The sequence below is a fragment of the Streptomyces sp. NPDC087270 genome (assembly GCF_044744625.1).
GTDB lineage: Bacteria > Actinomycetota > Actinomycetes > Streptomycetales > Streptomycetaceae > Actinacidiphila.
Window position 1 is genome coordinate 362,298 of sequence record NZ_JBIUYR010000001.1, and the last position, 15,368, is coordinate 377,665.

The following is a 15,368-nucleotide window of genomic DNA, read 5'->3' on the forward strand; positions in this document are numbered from 1 at the left end:
GCTCCGTTCAGCTCTGGGGCGCGGGCGGGGCGGGGACGGGCGGGAAGGTGACCGGCAGCGCGGTGAGCGCGCGGTGCCACGGTCCTGGCCGCCAGGTCAACTCCTCGGCGGGGACGGCCAGATCCATCTCCGGCAGCGCGTCGACGAGGTGGACCAGGGCGGTCTCGGCGATCAGGTAGGCGTGCGACTTGGCCGGGCAGGCGTGCGGGCCGTTGCTCCAGGCCAGGTGGGCGCGGTTGCCGACCCGGCGGGAGGGTGCGGCGCCGATCGACGGGTCGTTGTTCGCGGCGGACATGCAGATGACGACCGGCTGGTGCGCGGGCAGCCGCACCCCGTCGACGTCCATCGGCCGCGGCGGGTACGACACGCAGTACGACGCCATCGGCGGGTCGGTGAAGAGCAGTTCGTCCAGCGCGTCGCGTACCGACAGGCTGCCGGCGTGCAGGTTGCCGGAGAACCGGTCGTCGGTGAGCATCAGCCGCAGCGTGTTGGTGATCAGGTTGGTGGTCGGCTCGATGCCGGCGCCGTAGAGGGTGACCAGCTGGTGGTCCATCTCCTCGTCGGTGAGCGCCGCGTGGTGGCCGATCAGCCAGCTGGTGATGTCCGCGCCGGGGGAGGTGCGCTTGCTGGTGGTCAGGTCGCGCAGCGCCTGGCCGAGCATCACGTTCCCGGCGGCGGCGTCCACGCCCTCGAAGATCGCGGCCATGCCGTCGGCGACCCGCTGGCCGATCTGCGGCGGGCAGCCCAGCATCTCGTTGAGCACGCGGAAGGCGATCGGCCAGGCGTACTGCGTGAGCAGGTCGGCCGTGCCGGTGGGGCTGAACTGGCCGATGGTCTCGGCGGCGACCTGCTCCACGGTCGCCCGCAGCTGGTGCTGGTTGACCTGGTCCAGGCTCGCGGTGTTCGCCCCGCGGTAGCGGTGGTGCTCCTCGCCGGCCGAGCGCAGCGCGTTCGGCCGCCACTCCATCATCGGCTTCACCGGGCAGTCGTCGGGCACGTCGCGCTGCCACACCCGCGGGTCGGCCGGGAAGCGCTGCGGGTCGTTGAGGATGCGCAGCGCCTGGGCGTAGCCGATGACGAGGGTGGCGGGGACACCGGGCGAGAGGTCCACCGGCACCAGCGGGCCGAACTCCGCCCGCATCCGGTCGTAGGCGCCGTGCGGGTCGGCGGCGAACTCCTCGGTGTAGAGCGGGACGCGCCGGCCCGGCGCGTGCGTGGCGGGCGCGGGGTCGGCATAGGGCGGGGACGTCACGGGCGGGGCTCCAGTTGGCGGGTGGACAGGAATTCGACGAGCGTGATCAGGGCGCCCAGGCACGACTGCCGGTCCCGCGCGTCGCACGTGGTCAGCGGGGTGGCGTCGTCCAGGTCGAGGGCCTGGCGGACCTCCTCCAGCGGGTACTCCATCCCGTCGTCGAAGCGGTTTATCGCCACGGCGTACGGGGTGTCGTACTCCTCCAGCAGGTCCAGGACGTCGTGGCAGCGGTCCAGGTCCCGGGTGTCGACCAGCACCAGCGCGCCGAGCGCGCCGTCGGCCAGCCCCTCCCACAGCGGCTTGAACCGCACCTGGCCGGGGGTGCCGAACAGGTAGAGCACCAGGCTCTCGTTGAGGTGCAGCCGGCCGAAGTCCATGGCCACGGTGGTGGTGGTCTTCTCCGGGGTGCCGCGCAGGTCGTCGACGCCGACGCTCGCCTCGGTCATGGGCTCGTCCATCCGCAGCACGAGCGGCGCGACGGTGCCCACCAAGGTGGTCTTGCCGACCCCGAACGGCCCGGTGACCAGCAGCTTCGCCGAGCGGGTGATGGTGGAGGGGAGGTAGTCGAAGCCGAGCGGCTCGGCGGCGGAGTCGTCGTCGGGACGGGCGGTCTCGCCGGACGGGCCCGTCATCTCGGACAGGCCGGCGTCAGGCGATGGAGCGGAGGCCATGCAGCACTTCCTTCAGCAGGTCGGTGGACGGCGCGTCGGCGCGGGTACGCCGGACCGGGGCCGCGAGGTGGCCGGAGTCGATCAGGCCGGAGACCAGAATCCTGACCACCGACGGCGGCAGCTCCAGCCCGGCGGCGATCTCCGCCACCGCCAGCACCCCGCCGCGGCACAGCAGGAACACCCGGCGGGCGTCCGGCTCCAGTCCTTGCACCGGGGCGGGCGCGGCGATCACCAGGGACTCCAGGCGTACGTCGCGGGAGGGGCGGCTGCGCCCGCCGGTGCGGACGTAGGGCCGGACCACATCCGGGTCACGCCGCGGGCCGCTCACCTCGCCCGACCGCCCTCGCCGACGGGTCGGCGCTCCCTGCTGACCAGCTCGTGGCCGACCCGCTGGGCCAGCGCGTTCATCCGCTCGCTGATCAGCCCGATGTCGCTGTCGAGTTCGGCGCAGACCGCCAGCAGCGAGTTCTCCGCGGCGGCCGAGGTCAGCCCGATCCACTGGTCGGTCTCGATCAGGTGCTGGCGCACCGAGTTGGGCTCACCCCGCCGCCCGGTGACCTCGGCCCAGGCCAGCCCGGCCGCCCGCAGCGCAGCCGTCACGGCCGCGAGCTTGTCGCCGGTGTCCTTGTCGATGGTCTTGGTGTACGAGCTGAGCAGGCCGTCTGATGTCATGTGGACCGCGAACCGCACGCCCGGGCAATTGCCGAGGTGCTCGTCGAGCAGCCACCCCAGCGCATTGTCGTCGTGAGCTTTCAACATGGTCAGGAATCGCCCTTCGAAGTGGCCGACGTGTTCTCCGACGTGCCCTGCCGGTCGGTGCCCCAGGGGCGGTCCGGCAGGTCCTCCCGCGGACCCTCGTCCGGGTCCGGCCGGCTCCCCGCCGAGGAGGAGGCCGCTGAAGATGCCTGCTCCGACAGCGCCCGGCCCCGGCGGGACCCGTCGGCCCACGCGGCGGCGATGTCCGGCCGGCCCGGCCGGGTCTCGGCCACCGGCGCGGCGGGTGCGGCGGGCGCGGGTGCCGGCTGCGGCCGGCGCCGCCGCCGGGTCAACCCGCTCGCGGTGGTGGCCGGTTGGGCGCCGAGCGACCCGTCGTGACGGCTGTCGGAGCCGTACGAGGGTCCCGCCGCGTACGGCTGCGGGTCGTGGGCGGCCTGCACCGGCTGCGGGCTCTGCGCGTACTGCGCGGGCTGCCCCGGCTGCGGCCCGTTCGGGTGGCCCTGCGCCGGGAGGTACGGCTGGTCGGCGCCGGGGCCCGCGCGGTGGCCGGCCGGCTGCTCGGCCGGCAGCGTGGTCAGCAGCGCGGCGGGCACGAACACCAGCGCCCGGGTGCCGCCGAACAGGTTGGGCGCTTCGAGGTCGATCCGGAAGCCGTAGCGCGCCGAGAGCTGGGCCGCGACCCGGAAGCCGGTCTGCGGGTACGCGCCGAGCGCGTGGATGTCCAGCGACTGCTTGCCGCTGAGGATCTCCCGGGCCCGCTCCAGCTGTTCGGTGCTCATCTGCAGCCCGGCGTCGTCCACGACCACCGTCACGCCGTTGTGCCCGGTACGGAAGGACACCTCCGCGTAGGAGGTCGGCGGCGCGTAGCGGACGGCGTTGTCGAGCAGGATCGCCAGGGTGTGCACCAGCGCCTCGACCGCGCGCGGCACCACCGCCTGGTCCAGCTCCTGCGCCCGCACCCGCTCGTAGTTCTGGATACGGCCCATCGCGGCCCGGGCGATGTCGGTGAACTCGGTGGCCGGCAGCCGGCGGCCGAGGGTGCCGCCGGACAGCACCATGTAGCCCTGGGCGATACGCAGCATCTGCTGGGCGGTGTGGTCGATCTCCATCAGCGTCTCGTACGCGTCGTCGCCGTGGTGCCGGCGCACGCCCACGCTGACCTCCTCGGCGAGTTCGGCACCGAGGCTCACCAGGGCCGAGGCGAAGGTCAGTACGGCCGCGCGGGTGGCGTCGCGGGCGTCCTCGTGGGCCTTCTCGACCCGCAACTCGGCGGCGTCCTGCGCGTCGCGCCGGGTCTGCCGGACCAACGCGGTGTGCTGGGAGACCAGTTCCTCGATGCGCTGCGCCGCCAGGGTGCCGGCCAGCGGCTGCGGCAGCACGAACTCGACCTCGCGGTTCTCGCCGGGTTCCAGCGCCGCGGCGGTGGCCTCGGCCAGGCCGGCCGACGCCAGGTAGCCCAGCGCGTCCTCCAACGCCCTTTGCTGCTCGGCGTGCTGGCGTACCCGCTCTCGCTCGGCCAGGACCGTGGCATGGCTTTGTGCGTGCTGCTGCTCGGCCTGCCGCTGCCGGGTGCGGGCGATACGGCGGAACCGCAGAGCCGCACCGCCGGCGGCCAGCGCGAGGGCCAACAGCAGCGCAGCTGCCGCCTCCTGTATCAACGTGGTCATCAGATCCTCAGGAATCTGGACGCGGCTCAACGCCCGTCCGGGGTTGGCGGTCTCTGGTGCCGTGACCGGAGAGGTGCACCGGTTCGCGGCGCCCGGCGCGGCACCTCGCTGCGTGGTCGGAGTCGTCCGCGTACGCCCGGTACGAGGGCGATCCTCCGCCTGGCGACGCTCCGCACCGGGCACCGCGAACCAGGCACACCCTTCCGGCCGCGGCACGGGAGACGCTGACGGTCGATGACGGCGGCGGGTCCGCGGATAACTGCCCCCGGGCGGGGCGCGGCCACCGGGCCGGGTCCTCGCGGAGGCTGCGGCTGACGGCCGTGGTCACTTGCCTGTCCTCACCGTCGGGGGTGCGGCGGCTCGGTGGATCACGCCGGCCGGCGACCGGAACGAGCGGGCGTGGGTGGTGTCCTGATCGCCCGGCCGAACGGTCGCGCGGTGCGAGTGGTTCGGGGCGCCGTACTGGATTCGATTGTGCCTGGCCATTGGGGAACGGCCTTGGTGCGGCCACTTTGCGATCATATACAGGCGGCCGTTCCGCGCCAAGCCGCTGCATTTGCTCGCCGCCCATATGTGCGGAAGAAGGCGGCGAATTCGGGCGAGTCGCTCGATCAGACAACCGAATTCTCCACCCCTTCGAGGGTTGTGGCAGTCGCGGCCGCGGTGGAGTCCACGGGGCGGGCGCGATGGTGGGCGCACCGGTCCCCGGGCCGGCGTCGCAGGCGATCGCGGTCAGGTACGGAGAGGGAGCCTACCGTTACGTAGGCCGGAAGGAGTTGGAGTCGCGAATGCCGACCGCGAACGGGTGGCGCGTGCGACGATCCGCCGGCGCCGGCTTGACGGCGGCGGCCCGGTTTCCCTCCGTCGGCGCGACGACGACCGGGCGCGGCTGCCCCTGCCGCGGTCCCGCGGGGACCGGTCGATCGGCCCCCGCTTCACCGGCGGGCGGGGGTGCGGCGGGCTTCTCGCCCTGGTCCGGGCGCGGTCCGGGCGTGGATCTCGGCAGCGTCAGCCCATCATGACTTCATATCAACACCGTTTGGATGAACCGGAGTTGACGTTCCGTCCGATCTCAGGGGAGAGCCTGGCATTCGCGCTCGGCGTCTCGACGGCGTCCGGTGCGGGCTGTCCTGGGCGCCGCCGCGCTGGTCACCGCGGTACAAGTCGGCCGCACCGGCCCGGGTTTCCCGCGAGCCGCGGACTTCGCCGCCGACTTCCCCCGCGTTCCGTGCCGCGTATGGTGCCGCGCGGTCGGAATTGCGGGTGCCGGCAATGGTGGGGCGCCCGCCGGGCGGCCGCTCGGCTCCCGTCCGCGGTGCGGGTGCCGCCCGTACGACCGGCGGGCGCCCGCCGGGGACGCGGCCGCCGCGCGGCGGGTGCCGTGGCGGTCGCAGGGGGCCGTACGGCCCGCGCTTCCTCCCTTTCGGCACGGTGCGCTTCGCCTTTCGCCCGGCCCCGCCCGGGTGAATCCGCGAGCGCGGATTCCGGCGGCCGGAACGCGGCCGGACATCCGGTATTCGGTTCCCGGACGGCGTATTCGGCTGACGCATTCGCCCGCCTCATTCGGCTGCCGTATGCGCCCGCCGCGAATTCGCCCGGCTGATTCCTTCGCGGCCGACCCGAGGTGCCGGAATTCCCGCACCGCGCAGGCGATTCGGCAGCGGAAATCCGCGGAGACGGGTGCGTCCGGCGGCGGGAGTGCCCGAACGGCCGGAGGGAGGGGGCCGCCGGGGCACCCCCGAACCGCCCGCGCGGCCACCCCCGGGCGGGCCCCGGGTGTGGTGACCCGCGTCCACAACGCTGCGGGTCAGTGCACCTGGTGGGAAGCCCGGGCGGTTCGTGCGGCGGCGAGGCGCAGGCCCTCGGTGTAGGCCGCGGCGGCGATCACCCGGGGGAGTTCGGCGCGCCGCTCGTACAGCAGGTGCCGGGTCACCCAGCGCGGCCGGTACCCCGCGTACGCCTGCTCGCCGTCGGACGGCGCGAGGTTGAGCGAGACGCGGACCACGTCCGCCACCGGTTCGGCGCCGGTACGCGCCCGCAGCAGCACCTCGGTGAGGACGAGATCGACCGGGCCGTGCCCCGACTCCTGGTCGTGCCGCAGCAGCGCCAGGGTCAGCCCGTCCTCGCCCCACGGCACGAACGCCAGCAGCGCGCAGGTCCGGTCGTGCCGGTCGCGGCACTCGGCGATCACGCAGCCCGGGTCGGCCGGGTCGCCGAGCCGCCCCAGTTGCACCCCGCCGGCCGCCCGGCCGTGCCGCCGCCACGCGTCGGCGAGCTGCCGCAGCCGTACCCACTCCTCCTCGGCCACCTCCCGCTCGCGGCGCACCACCACCGTGTAGCCGGCGCCCTCCATCGCCTGCCGCAGCCGGGCCGGCTCGGCCGGCAGGGCGCCGACCTCGACCACCGGCTCCACGCCCGAGTCCAGGCCGTGCAGCCCGGCCGCGGTGTAGACGCCCGCGGCGCTGTCGCCCGCGTGCGCGACGGCCGCGACCCAGGCGTGCCGGCGGGCGGTGTCCAGCCAGTGCGCGACCGCCGCCGGCCACGCGGCCGGCGGTCCCACCGGATCTCCGGCCGCGAGCGTCACGCCGTTCACCACCCGGTGCACGATCGCGGCCCGCCGGTCCGGCGCCCAGCACACCGCGCGGTCCCGGCGCAGCGCGAAGTACCCGAAGGAGTCCCGGCCGCCGTCCGCCCGCAGCAGCGCCCGCAACCGCCGCTCGTCCGCGGGCAGCAGCCGGTCCCGGCCGCGCGGCGCACGCAGGAACGCCAGCACCACGAGCAGCAGCAGCGCCACGCTGATCAGGTTGATCAGCAGGTCCGCCCACCACGGCACCCTGATCCCGGGGTGGTCGAAGATCGCCGACAGCGTCAGCGTCCGTACCGCCGCGTACCGGGCGCTGGGGCCCCAACGCGACGGCGGGTCCTGGTCGGTGGCCTGGACCAGCAGGGTGCCGGCGCCCACCGCGACCGCCGCCCCCACCACCAGGCTGAGCAGGCCCACGGCGATGTTGCGCCGCTCGCCGCGCACGTTGAAGGCGGTGCGCGAGACCAGCAGCGCGCCCAGCAGCACCAATGTCAGGGCGATCGCCAGCCAGTTGGCGGCGTGCCGGTGCGCCCCCGGCGCCGCCGCGACGGTGCTCGCGATCGCCACGGTGTACGCGGCGGTCGCCACCGTGGTGAGCAGCCACGCCGCCCGCTTGCGCCGGCGCAGGCTCACCGACAGCACGAACGCCAGCGCGGCGCCGGTGAATCCGGGGCTGACCAGGAACGCGGAGACGTGACCGCCGCCGCTCGCGGCCCGCACCCGGTCGCGCAGCGGGCCGACCAGTCCGCTGACGACGTCCACCGCGGCCGCCAGCCGCAGGTACCACACGGCGATCACCGCGCCCGGCCCGCGCAGCGGCCCCAGCACCCGGCCCAGCAGCAACTCCAGCCGCGACGGCGGCACCTCCACGACCGTCGGCACCGCCGACGCCCGCTTCGCCAGCGACACCGGGGTGGGTGCCCCGGCGACCGCGTCCATCACCGCGGTCTTCGCGGCCATCACCCGCCGCCGCGCGCCCTCCTCGCGCCGTTCGGCCCGCGCCATCCGGCGTGGCCGCGCGGCGTAGCGCCAGCGCGCCCACGGGCTGTGCGGCCGGGCCAGCCGCAGCGCGCCCACCACCGCGAGCACCGGCACCATCACGCCCAGCAGCCCGGTCCACACCTTGCCCTTGAGCAGGCACAGCACCACGAACCCGAGCAGCACCGCGGCCACCGCGTACGACCCGTACGACCCCCCGCCGACGTACCCGCCGAGCGGTGCCTCGCCCGCCACCAGCAGCCCGATCACCGCGACGGAGAGGATCACCGCGTCGACCGACCGCCGGCCCTCCTCCTTCCAGTACACGTCCTCCAGGTGCAGCACGAGCGCGAACTCGTCCAGCACCAGCCCGCAGCCCATCCCGAAGACCACCGCGAGGATGTCGTGCGCCACCGGCCCGCCGCTGATCCCGAACGCGCCCACCCCGCCGATGATCATCATCACCTGGCCGAAGACCACGTGGTGGATGTGCATCCCGCCCGGCTGCACGTTCCCCGGCCACCACGACACCTGCCGCCGGATCATCCGGGTGCTGAACCGGATGAAGAGGAAGGAGCAGACCAGCCCGGCCAGCAGCAGGAAGAGCTGCTCGCGCCCGGCGCCCGAGGTCTGCATGCCGTGCGTGCCGCCCAACCAGTGCCTCATGGGCCAAGGGTGCTGGCCGCGCGCCCCGACGCGGACCGGGACGCGCGGAACGGGTGGCGGGCTTGGCGCAGATGGGGGCATGCCGGGCGACGGGCACACGACTGAGCCCCGCATCGTGACCATGCGGGGCTCGGAGTCGGAGCGGCGCTCAGCGAGTGCCGCGGATCGGTGTGCCGCGGGTGGGCCGGGGGTGGATCGGCACCCGGTCGAGGTGTGTGAGGTGGCTCACCCGGTGGCGCGGGGTTGCCGCGTGGGGCGGCTCACCGCTCGGTGAGCATCCCGTTGCGCAGCTTGGTGAGGGTGCGCGACAGCAGCCGGGAGACGTGCATCTGCGAGCAGCCCAGCTCGGCGCCGATCTCGGCCTGCGTCATCTCGTCGGCGAAGCGCATCCGCAGGATGCTCCGCTCGCGGTCGTCGAGCCGGCCCAGCAGCGGGGCGAGGGCGTGGAAGTCCTCGACCAGCTCCATCGCCGGGTCGCAGGCGCCGATCGACTCGGCGTACGGCCGGCTGTTGTCGGAGCCGCCCTCCTCGTCGCCGGCGGGCAGGTCGAGCGAGCCGGCGGTGTAGCCGTTCGACGCCACCAGGCCCTCGATGACGTCCTCCTCGCCGATCTCCAGGTAGGCGGCCAGCTCGGCGACGGACGGCTTGGCGTCCAGCACCGCGGTGAGGTGGTCGCGGGCCTTGGCCAGCTCCACCCGCAGCTCCTGGAGCCGGCGCGGCACGTGCACGGCCCAGCTGGTGTCGCGGAAGAACCGCTTCATCTCGCCCACGATGTACGGCACGGCGAAGGTGGTGAACTCCACCTCGCGGCTCAGGTCGAACCGGTCGATCGCCTTGATCAGGCCGATCGTGCCGACCTGGAGGATGTCCTCCATCTCCTCCGGGCCGCGGCTGCGGAACCGGCGGGCGCTGAAGTGCACCAGCGACATGTTCATCTCGATGAGGGTGTTCCGCGCGTAGCTGTACTCGCGGGTGCCCTCCTCAAGGGTCTGCAGCCGGTCGAAGAAGAGCTTCGACAGCGCCCGCGCGTCCTTGGGGGCGACCTTGCCGGCTTCCTCGATCCAGGGCAGTTCACCGACCGACCCTGCGTGCGCGCCCGACACGGGGGCACCAGGAGAGGTAGCGGAACCCGTCGCAGCAGGCTGGACGGATGCTTCTGCGGTCTGCGTGGCCACCGTCATGTCATCATCCTCAGTCGTCGGAACTGCTCTTCGGCCTCTTACCCCCGACCTCCCCCCACACTCCCACTTCTTCAGAACAGTTTCCACGCGGCATCTTTTCAGCGGTCGACCGGCGCCGATACGTAGGCGATCTGCCCCAATATGTCCTGATCTGCTATGTGTTCGTCGTCGGCGAGGAGGAGGACCTTGCTGAGGATCACCGAGGTCTGCTCGTCGTCGTCGGCGAAGGGGAGGAAGAGGTCGCGGTGCGGTGTGCGGGTCAACCCGGCCGGGACGATGCACAGGTGGCCGCCCGGGTCCACGTGGACGCTGCCGCTGCCGAGGTGCACGCGGTAGTCGGCGCGGGTGCCGCGCACCCGGGCGTACCGGCCGTCGAGGGTGACCCGGTCCAGGCCGAGGTCGGCCACGAGGGCGGCGAGCAGCGCGCCGCGGACCGCCGCCGCCGAATCGGACGGCGACTCCTCGGACGGCAGTTGCCGCGCGGCGACCGAGACCACCAGGTCCACGTCGCGCAGCGCCTCGGACAGGTCGAGCGCCGGCACCCGCGCCAGCGGCACCGCCGCGCCGAGCACCAGGCTGTGGCCGGGGCCGTCGACCGTCTCGACGAACCCGGTCGGCCCGGTCCTGGCCGAGCCCTCACCCAGGAAGTGGCCCAACTCGTCGAAGCGCAGCACGGCGTGGCAGCCGCCCAGGCGCCGCGTCGCGAACGGCTGGTCCTCGCGCACCGACGCCCGCCAGCCCCGGGCGGTGAGCAGCCGCCCGGCGACCGCGCCGGCCACGTCCCGCCCGGCGAACCGCAGTGACCACGTGCCGTCCTCCCGCTCGGCCGCGGTGAGGCGGTACCACTCCCGGAAGACCTGCTTGACCGGCTGCCGTATCCGCCGCCGCACGACCTCCCGCTGCCACCCGCCGAGCAGGTCCCGGGCGGCGAGGTCCAGCGGGTGGGCCGCGCCAATCCCGACCCCGACCCCGGCGCCGCCGCCGGCTCCGATCGGCACCGGTACGCCGTCGAGGCCGACCAGCGCGGGGGCGGCGCCGGAGAGGTCCAGCAGGCCGAACACGCCGTCGGCGGTGCGCAGCACCAGCGCGGACAGCATGGCCCGCGCGGCGGGCAGGGCCAGCAGGCGGTCGAAGCCGGCCGCGTCCAGCAGGTCGCCCCCGGCCACCAGGGGCTCGATCAGCCCGGTGCGCACCCTGCGGGCCTGCTCGCGCAACCGCTCCTGCACGGCGCGGATCTCACCGTAGGAAGGGTCCTGCCGGACCTGCTTCGGTACGGACGCGAGCCGCTTGCCGGCGCGTTCGACCCGCAGGGGCACAGCGGGGTCGGCCAGGTCGACGGAGAGGGTGTACGCCCCGATGCTCCAGCGCTGCGGGGTGTCCGTGGCCAGCCGGGCCTCCATGTCCCACTCCAGGCGGTCGGCCGACGGGTACCCGGTGACCTGAGCGAGGTGCCACAGCCCGGCGTGCACCGCCCGCAGGTGGTTGGCGCGGCGCTCGGCGCCGAACCGGGTGGCCGCCTTCGCGCAGCCGCGCAGCTCCAGATAGCGGTCGAGCACGGTCTCGCCGGCGGTGAGCGGCAGCAGGCCCAGACACGCGATCGCCGAGTACGCGTGCCGGCGCAGCCGTTCGCGGACCCGCGGCTCGTTGAGGCCGTACCGGGCGAGCAGGAACTCCGGCAGGTCGTCCGCCGCGCCGACCGACCCGGCGCCGAGGCCGGCGAGGTCGGCCGTGACCGTCGTCGCGGTGGCGCACAGCAGCGGGAGCAGTTCGGCCATCCGCTCGGCCGGCAGTTCCACGCGGCGCAGCGCGCCCAGGTCGATCGCGTCGGACTCCGGGTCGACGGGCGCGACGCCGGCACGGATCAGGCGGGCCAGCGGTCGCGCGTCGGCGGCGTCGAGCAACTCCAGCAGGTCCAGGGGCTGTTCCCGCGCGGACGCCGCGAGGGCCACGGCCGCCTCGCGCTCGGCGCGGGGACGCGTGCCCAACTCGTCGAGCAGCGAGACCTGTTCGGCCTCGGTGAGGCGGGCCCGCGCCAGGTACACGGCGGCGGTGCCGCGGGCGCGGTCCCCGCCCGGCGCGGTGGTCTCGGCCCGCCACAGCTCCAGCGCCCGCAGGAAGAACCGCGTGCCGCGCGGGCGCCAGGGCGGGAGTTGCCTGACGCTCTCCGCGGTGGGCGCCGCGCAGAGCAGGTCGACGAAGCGGTCCAGGGAGTCCGCGATCCTGTCGCGGCAGCCCGCGGAGACCTCGTCCCACAGCGCGGGCCGGTCGTGGAAGTGCGGCTGCTCCCGGCGCGCCGGATCGACCGGGCACAGCTCCCAGGACCGATGGCGCACCCGCAGCAGCGGGTGCAGGACGTCGTCGTCCAGTGCCCCCGCGTCGTACAAGCCCTGCACGAGCCGGATCAGCTCCCACCCGCGGAAGCCGGAGCCGTTGCCGAGCAGCAGGGAACGCAGCAGGGCGGTGCGCTCCGGCGTGACGGGGCGCTCCAGGACCGCGCGGGCCGCCGCGTCCCAGCACTCGTGCAGGCCGTAGGACCCGGGGCCGAACGTCTCCTGCAGGAACGTGTGCAGCTCCACCGGGACGTCGAACGGCACTTCGTCGGCGAGCTGCCGCAACGGGCCGGCTGCCCGGGCGAGCAACTCGCCGAGCCGGTGCGCCACTTCGTCCGTGGCCGGGACGGCGCTCATCCGCCGACCAGCGCGGTGACGCGGAGGAAGGTGATCCGGTCGCCCGGCCGGACCGCCACCGGCTCGTCCGGGGACTCCAGCCGGCGGCCGCCCGCGAACACGGCGACCAGGCCGCGGTCGATCGCCGCCATCGCCCGCTCCGTCTCGGCCGCGGCGCCGCCCACCGGCTCGGTGCGGTCAGGGCCGGACCGGAACTGGGCGCCCACCGAACTCCGCGCCGCGCGCGGCCTCTTGGAGCCCGGAGCGGCCCCTTCGCGGTCCGCCGCGTCCGCCGCCGCGAGCTGCGCCTCGACCGCGCGGCCCACGATCTCCCGCAGCGTCAGCACGGCCTCGTCCGCGGCCACTTCCAGCCACACCGCCGGCACCGTCGGCCCGTCCGGCACCCCCACCGCGCGACTGCGCACCTCCAGCAGCACCATCGCCGCCCGCCCCCTCCCTCACGATCACTCCACCACGACCCTAGGGCGACCCTCTGACAACGCCTTCCGGCCCGGTCAGCGGCCCAACCGGCCGCGCACCATGCCCAGCAGCGCGTTCAGCTCCTCGATCCGCATCCGCTTGGCGATCGCGAGGAAGAGGCCGATCTGGACCACGAGGCCGATCAGCAGGGCGCCGGCCGCGCCGAGCAGGCCGCCGCCCAGGACGTGCTCGGTGGTCCGGGCGAGCAGGAAGCTCAGGATCGAGGGGATGACGCTGGCCACGATCAGGCGGCCGTAGGTGCGGCGGATGCGCGGCCCGTCGAGGGTGCCGATCCGGCGCCGCAGCCGGGGCAGCGCGACCATCAGGCCGACGAAGTACGCGACGCCGTAGCCGAACGCCATGCCGATCACGGCCCGTTGCGGCGGCAGCAGCAGGAACGACAGCCCGGCGACAGCCGCGTTGACCAGGGCGATCCACACCGTGTTGAAGAAGGGCGTCCGGGTGTCCTCGTACGCGTAGAAGCCGCGCAGCATGACGTACTGCGCCGAGTACGGGATCAGGCCGAGGGCGAACGCGGCGAGCATGTAGCCCACCGAGCGGCCGCCGTTGGCGCCGGTGCCGTAGATCAGCGCGCCGATCCACGGGCCGAGGGAGAGGAAGAGGAAGGCGGCCGGCACGATCGCCACCGCGGAGGTGCGCAGGCCGTGCGAGATGTCGGCGCGAACCGCGGCCGCGTCGCCGTCGGAGGCGGCCCGGGATATTCGGGGCAGCACCGCGCTCATCACCGAGACCGTGATGACCGCCTGCGGCAGCTGCCAGATGGTCTGGGCGCTGGTGTACGCGGCCAGGCCGGTGCCGCTGGCGAAGCCGTGCGCCGCCGCGGACTTCTCGGCGGCGGTGGCGAGTTGGGTGACCACGATCAGCCCGGCCTGGTTGGCCAGCACGAACAGGAAGGTCCAGCGGGCGAGTTTGGCGGCGTGCCCCAGACCGTGGCCGCGCCAGTCGAAGCGCGGCCGGAAGTGCAGCCCGGACTTGCGCAGGTAGGGGAGCATCGACAGCGCCTGCACCACCAGGCCGAGCAGGGTGCCGACACCCAGCAGCCGTACGCCCTGCGGGGAGATGGTGTTCGGGCTGACCGCCGAGTGGCCGAAGCTGCCGAACACCCAGATGTACATCCCGAAGGTGAAGATCACCACGATGTTGTTGAGCACCGGGGTCCACATCATCGCCCCGAACCGCTCGCGGGCGTTGAGGATCTGGCCGGCCACCACGTGCACGCCCATGAAGAAGATCGTCGGCAGGCAGTACCTCGCCATGTCCACGGTGACGTGCGCGCTGGCCGGGGTGGACATCAGCGAGGGGGAGAGCATCCGCACCAGCAGCGGCGCGGCCGCCACCATCACCAGCACCACGGCGCCGAGCGCGGTGATCACCAGCGTCAGCAGCCGGTTGGCGTACGCCTCGCCGCCGTCCGCGTCGTTCTTCATGCTGCGGATCAGCTGCGGGACGAACACCGCGTTCAGCGCGCCGCCGCCGACCAGGAAGTACACCATCGTGGGCAGCGTGTAGGCGACCTGGTACGAGTCGCCCATCACGCCCTGGCCGATCGCCGCGGCGATCATCATGTTGCGGACGAAGCCGGTGCCCCGCGACACCATGGTGCCCAGCGCCATCACGGCACTCGAACCGAGCACCGAGCCCTTGGACTTGGCCTTGCCCTCCGCGGCCGGTTCGCGCCCCGCCTCCCGCGGCGGCGCCCGGTCCACGTCGATCACCGGGAACGTCCCGGTCGCCTCCGCCGCCACGTCCCCGCTGGCCCCGCCGTAGACGTTCGGCGCGTAGTAGAGGGAGTAGTCGGCGTCGTCGTCCCGGTAGAGGTGCCGGTACGGGTCCGGGTCCGGCGCGCTCTGCTGCGGCACGGAGGTGTAGCCGTACGGCCCGTACTGCTGCTGCGCGTAGGGGGCTTGCTGTTCGTACCCGCCGTACTGGCCGTACGGCGCCTGCTGGCTGTACGGCGCTTGCGGTTCGTACCCGCCCTGCTGGTCGTACGGTGCCTGCTGGCCGTACGGCGCCTGCTGGTCGTACGGTCCCTGCTGGTCGTACCCGCCGTACTGGCCCGGGTACTGCTGCGGGTACCCGCCGTCCCGCGGGTACCCGTCCTCCCCGTACGGACCTTCGTATCCGTCACGCCGACCGTTGCCGCCGTCCGGCGTGCTCATAGGTCTCTCCGCTTCCGCTGCACCAGGACGGGACCGGCGCCCCCGGTCCGCCGCCCGTACCGCATACCTTCTCATCCGCGGCGGCGCGGCATCTCCCCGAGTGGCGTCAGGCGGCGGGGGCGGAACGTACGCCACCCGACCGCACGACCGCGCGCGGGCTCCGCGCCGACGACGACCGTGTTCGGCCTCGGCGACGTCCGACGGGGGCTGGTGGCCGAACAGCCGTGCCCGGTGCCGCCGTTCGGTCGTGTTCGGCTGGCCCGCGGGCGGGGTCCGGCGCAGGATCGAGGGGGCGAGCGGTGGAGACGGGTGGAGAGGGCGGCGTC

Annotated in this window: 10 protein-coding genes; all 10 read right to left on the reverse strand. The window is 74.1% G+C overall.

What is annotated here, in order from left to right:
• Positions 1-7 precede the first annotated feature (7 nt).
• Positions 8-1,252 (reverse strand): cytochrome P450, encoded by a 1,245-nt coding sequence (locus ACIPAE_RS01585; RefSeq protein WP_329364694.1) that lies wholly within the window; start codon positions 1,250-1,252, stop codon positions 8-10.
• Entirely contained in the window at positions 1,249-1,884 is a 636-nt protein-coding gene (locus tag ACIPAE_RS01590; RefSeq protein WP_402442643.1) for a GTP-binding protein, read from the reverse strand. The genes ACIPAE_RS01585 and ACIPAE_RS01590 overlap by 4 nt, the downstream gene beginning before the upstream one ends.
• A gap of 16 nt (positions 1,885-1,900) precedes the next feature.
• A complete protein-coding gene (locus ACIPAE_RS01595) occupies positions 1,901-2,251 on the reverse strand; it encodes a DUF742 domain-containing protein (RefSeq protein WP_328469351.1) in 351 nt (116 codons plus the stop codon).
• Positions 2,248-2,682, reverse strand: a complete 435-nt coding sequence (locus ACIPAE_RS01600; RefSeq protein WP_328469353.1) for a roadblock/LC7 domain-containing protein — start codon at positions 2,680-2,682, stop codon at positions 2,248-2,250. Before ACIPAE_RS01600 ends, ACIPAE_RS01595 begins: the two co-directional genes overlap by 4 nt.
• 2 nt (positions 2,683-2,684) lie before the next feature.
• Complete coding sequence (locus tag ACIPAE_RS01605; protein ID WP_402442195.1) at positions 2,685-4,307, reverse strand: ATP-binding protein; 1,623 nt, start codon at positions 4,305-4,307, stop codon at positions 2,685-2,687.
• 1,807 nt (positions 4,308-6,114) lie between these two features.
• The gene (locus tag ACIPAE_RS01610) at positions 6,115-8,535 is read right to left on the reverse strand and encodes a phosphatidylglycerol lysyltransferase domain-containing protein (protein WP_402442197.1); all 2,421 of its coding nucleotides are present in this window, start codon (positions 8,533-8,535) and stop codon (positions 6,115-6,117) included.
• 260 nt (positions 8,536-8,795) lie between these two features.
• Entirely contained in the window at positions 8,796-9,716 is a 921-nt protein-coding gene (locus ACIPAE_RS01615; RefSeq protein WP_329364684.1) for an RNA polymerase sigma factor SigF, read from the reverse strand.
• A 98-nt stretch (positions 9,717-9,814) separates the two neighbouring features.
• On the reverse strand, positions 9,815-12,403 hold the full coding sequence (locus ACIPAE_RS01620; protein ID WP_402442198.1) for a DUF4132 domain-containing protein: 2,589 nt from the start codon (positions 12,401-12,403) through the stop codon (positions 9,815-9,817).
• A complete protein-coding gene (locus ACIPAE_RS01625; RefSeq protein ID WP_402442200.1) occupies positions 12,400-12,822 on the reverse strand; it encodes a hypothetical protein in 423 nt (140 codons plus the stop codon). Before ACIPAE_RS01625 ends, ACIPAE_RS01620 begins: the two co-directional genes overlap by 4 nt.
• A gap of 75 nt (positions 12,823-12,897) precedes the next feature.
• A complete protein-coding gene (gene murJ, locus ACIPAE_RS01630; RefSeq protein WP_402442202.1) occupies positions 12,898-15,042 on the reverse strand; it encodes a murein biosynthesis integral membrane protein MurJ in 2,145 nt (714 codons plus the stop codon).
• Positions 15,043-15,368: the final 326 nt, after the last annotated feature.

Bases quoted from the DNA above. Each gene is read 5' to 3' on its own strand.
- ACIPAE_RS01590 (WP_402442643.1), bottom strand. From the start codon at position 1,884: ATGACGGGCCCGTCCGGCGAGACCGCCCGTCCCGACGACGACTCCGCC.
- ACIPAE_RS01600 (WP_328469353.1), bottom strand. From the start codon at position 2,682: ATGTTGAAAGCTCACGACGACAATGCGCTGGGGTGGCTGCTCGACGAG.
- ACIPAE_RS01605 (WP_402442195.1), bottom strand. From the start codon at position 4,307: ATGACCACGTTGATACAGGAGGCGGCAGCTGCGCTGCTGTTGGCCCTC.
- ACIPAE_RS01610 (WP_402442197.1), bottom strand. From the start codon at position 8,535: ATGAGGCACTGGTTGGGCGGCACGCACGGCATGCAGACCTCGGGCGCC.
- ACIPAE_RS01615 (WP_329364684.1), bottom strand. From the start codon at position 9,716: ATGACGGTGGCCACGCAGACCGCAGAAGCATCCGTCCAGCCTGCTGCG.
- ACIPAE_RS01620 (WP_402442198.1), bottom strand. From the start codon at position 12,403: ATGAGCGCCGTCCCGGCCACGGACGAAGTGGCGCACCGGCTCGGCGAG.
- ACIPAE_RS01625 (WP_402442200.1), bottom strand. From the start codon at position 12,822: ATGGTGCTGCTGGAGGTGCGCAGTCGCGCGGTGGGGGTGCCGGACGGG.
- murJ (WP_402442202.1), bottom strand. From the start codon at position 15,042: ATGAGCACGCCGGACGGCGGCAACGGTCGGCGTGACGGATACGAAGGT.